Origin of the sequence: Desulfonatronovibrio magnus (assembly GCF_000934755.1) — a bacterium.
GTDB lineage: Bacteria > Desulfobacterota > Desulfovibrionia > Desulfovibrionales > Desulfonatronovibrionaceae > Desulfonatronovibrio > Desulfonatronovibrio magnus.
Genome location: NZ_JYNP01000130.1, coordinates 1 through 3398 on the forward strand (window position 1 = coordinate 1; position 3398 = coordinate 3398).

Here is a 3398-nt window from a genome sequence, read left to right on the forward strand (position 1 = left end):
TTAAAGGCCAGGCCCGGGACCTGAATCAGTTGTTTGCCACAGCCAGGTCCAGCATGAATACAGTACAGGAGTCTTTGCAGAAAATCCTGGCCTCTACCCCCCACCATCAGCAAATTGTAGAGCCGGGCACTGTTGACGCAAATCAGACCGCAGCCCTGGTCCAGGAGGCATCCATGCTGCTGGACGAAAACATAAGTCAGGCCATGGAAAAAATGCAGGAGCTGTTGCAAATGCCGCTGCCTTCTGATTTGCAGGCCAGACTGCAGGAGGCTTACAGACTTGTAGAAGAATTTGAAACTGACCAGGCCCGCAAAGAGCTGGAAGAAATTGCTGCCGCCTTAGCAACTGACCAGTGAGGCAGCTGTTCATGGACTGAAGCCCGGAGTCCGTTATCCGTGAGCAGGGCACAGCTCGCCTTAAAGATAATGACTCACTGTAATGCAGTTGGGGCATCCATGCAAATATAAACAAGAATATACAGGTTTACTATGAATTTTATCAACATATGGCATAACAGAAAAATTTGCATTTTTACTACCGGGTTGCTCCTGATGGTCATAGTGGCCGGGGCTGGTTCAACCTGGTGGACTGTCAGCAATAAAGACCGCGAGCTGAGAGAGAACCTGATACATGAGGTCATGGTGATAAAGAACTCAGTAAATTTTGACCGGCTGGAATCATTGCTGAAAGATGACTGGCTGAGTGAGGCAAACCAATATTATCAGGCACTGATGGAGCAGTTGTTCCGCATTGAGCAGTACTATGTGGATAATGCCGTCTATCCTTATTTTGACCTTTATCTTATGGGCCGTGACCAGAATGGTAATATTTATTTCATTTTGGATACTCCTCATGCAGGACATGGTGAGGTCTTTCCTCCTGCCGAACCTGGTCAATTGTACATGGATGCTTTTAAAGAGTTATCTTATGTTTTTGGTTATGGCCTGCCCATCACTAAAGGACCTTATATTGATCAATGGGGGGAATGGGTGTCTGCCATAGTCCCTGTGGCAGAGCCTGGAACCGGAGATGTCATGGCTGTACTGGGTCTGGACATCGAGGCCTCGCACTGGAAGAGCATCCTTGTGGAGTCTGCGGTATTTCCGGGTTCAATTACTTTTCTGCTGTGCTTTTTAACACTATCCGGAGGCTGGGTTATTAGTCGTCGCGAAAACATGCTTAAACGCATAACCCTGCAGTCAGAAGAACTCTCTATAGAAAGAAAAAATCTTCAGGCAGAAAAGAAAAGGCTACAGGCTGTTACCGACAGTATGATTGAAGGGCTTTACGTTATTGACAGTAATGGCAGGATTATTTTTGCCAATCCGGCTGCTTCATCGACTCTCGGATATGAGCAGGAAGAATTGCTGGGCAGTGAGGCTCATTTTCTGTTTCACAATAACGTTGATGAAAAAGCAGTAATAAGCACTCTTGATAATTGTCCCTTATTCCAGAAGTTAAGCAGAGGGGAAATCTACAGGTCTGAGGAGCTCTTTAAGAAGAAAGACGGTCAGATATTTCCAGTAGAGATTTTTTCTGCTCCCATGCAGGATGATGAATATGGAAACGTCGCTGTTGTGGTATTCAGCGATATCACACAACGAAAGCAAGCTGAGGAAGATCTGCTTGAATATAAACTCAGACTCTCTCAGGCCCAGCAATTTGCTCGTGCAGGAACTTGGGTTTACCATATCCAACAGGGACATCTGTACTGGTCAACCGAGTGCGAAGTCCTGTTTGGCTTAAATCCAGGGGAATTTGAAGGTACCTTCGAGGCGTTTATGCACAGAGTTCACCCTGATGATAGAAAATATGTTATTGAAATAAACAAGCCCATTACAGAGATGAAGGAGGGTGTATCTCTGGGATATGAGCATCGGATACTGACAAAGCAGGGGGAAGTTAGATGGGTCAAGGAAGCAGCCGGAGTTATCAGGGATGACAAAGGAGATCCGGAGCGGATAGTTGGGTTTGTAATGGATGTAACTGAACTGAAAAATACAGAAAAAGCCTTGCTTGAAGCCAAGCACCAGGCTGAAGCTGCCAACAGAGCCAAGTCAGTCTTTCTGGCCAATATGAGTCATGAGATCCGTACCCCACTGACAGGAATAATGGGATCCATGGAGATGCTGGCATCAGAGATAAGCAGTGAAAAGGGCAGACACATCATGGACATGACCCGGGAGGCTGCCAGGTCCCTGCAGCGGATTATCGACGACATCCTGGATCTTTCCAAAGTGGAGGCCGGCAGGATGGAACTGAGCAATCAAGAGTTTACCCTGTCTTCGGTTCTGGGAAAGGTGCAGGGCCTGTATGCAGCTCAGGCCGAGGCTAAAGGCATAGAGCTGTCTCTCCAGATTGAACCCGGTATTCATGACAGCCTTACAGGGGACGCGGGCCGATTAGAGCAGATACTGAGCAACCTGGTGGGCAATGCCTTAAAATTCACAAGTCATGGCGAGGTAACACTTAGAGCAATGCCTGCTGAAAGTAAGGGGGGCCCTTTCAGACAGGTTGTAAGGTTTGAGATTCAGGATACAGGTCCGGGTATCCCGGAAGACAAGCTTGAAGATATTTTTGAAATATTTACCCAGTTGGATAGCTCCTATAGAAAACGACATCAGGGAACTGGGCTGGGCCTGGCCATCTGCAGAAAACTTGCCAGGGTGATGGGTGGAGACATAAGTGTTGTGAGTTCTCCTGGGGAGGGCAGCACTTTTGCTGTTAAACTGCCCTTTGAGGTTATAAATAAGAAATCAGAGGCAGAGCATGTTCAAAGATCAGAACAATCAGATAACAAACCAGCCCCATTAAATATCCTGCTGGCCGAGGATGTCCAGCTGAACCATGATTCCATCCGTTTTGCACTCGAAAAGGAAGGTCACTGGGTGCATTCAGCATACACTGGTCAGGAAGCTGTACAGGCTTACAAAGAGGACATTTTCGATCTCGTACTAATGGATATACAGATGCCGGGCATGGACGGAGTTGAGGCCACAAGGATTATTCGGGACCTGGAACTAACAGACGGATCTGTTGGCCGGGTGCCCATAATAGCCCTGACCGCTTACGTAATGCAGGAAGAAAGAGAGTTTTTTTTGCAGTCAGGCATTGACGGATATGTATCCAAGCCCCTTGAGCCTGAGGAATTGATGCGAGAAATCCAGAGGGTGGTTCCCAAAAGGGAGAAACTACCGCCAAAGACTTCACAAAACAAAAAAATATCTTCAGGTAGTAAACTTTACTACTGTATTGGTGACGATGAGGTATACAGAAGAGGAGCCTCTGTCTCACGCAATACTCAACCCATAATGCCTGAAAGTGCAGAGTCTTTGCCTCGGATGCCTGGTGTGAATACCAGCCTTGGCCTGTCTAAGGCTTCAGGTAATCAGGCTCTG

2 protein-coding genes are annotated in these 3398 nt (G+C 47.2%); both read left to right on the top strand.

Translation table 11 applies throughout. From position 1 onward, the window contains the following. Nucleotides 1-356: hypothetical protein (locus tag LZ23_RS24665; RefSeq protein ID WP_045214363.1), on the top strand; the 356-nt coding region annotated here is incomplete at its 5' end. Between the two features lie 132 nt (nucleotides 357-488). Beyond that, nucleotides 489-3398 (top strand): PAS domain-containing hybrid sensor histidine kinase/response regulator (locus LZ23_RS22635; RefSeq protein WP_157493208.1); only part of this gene is annotated, 2910 nt, incomplete at its 3' end.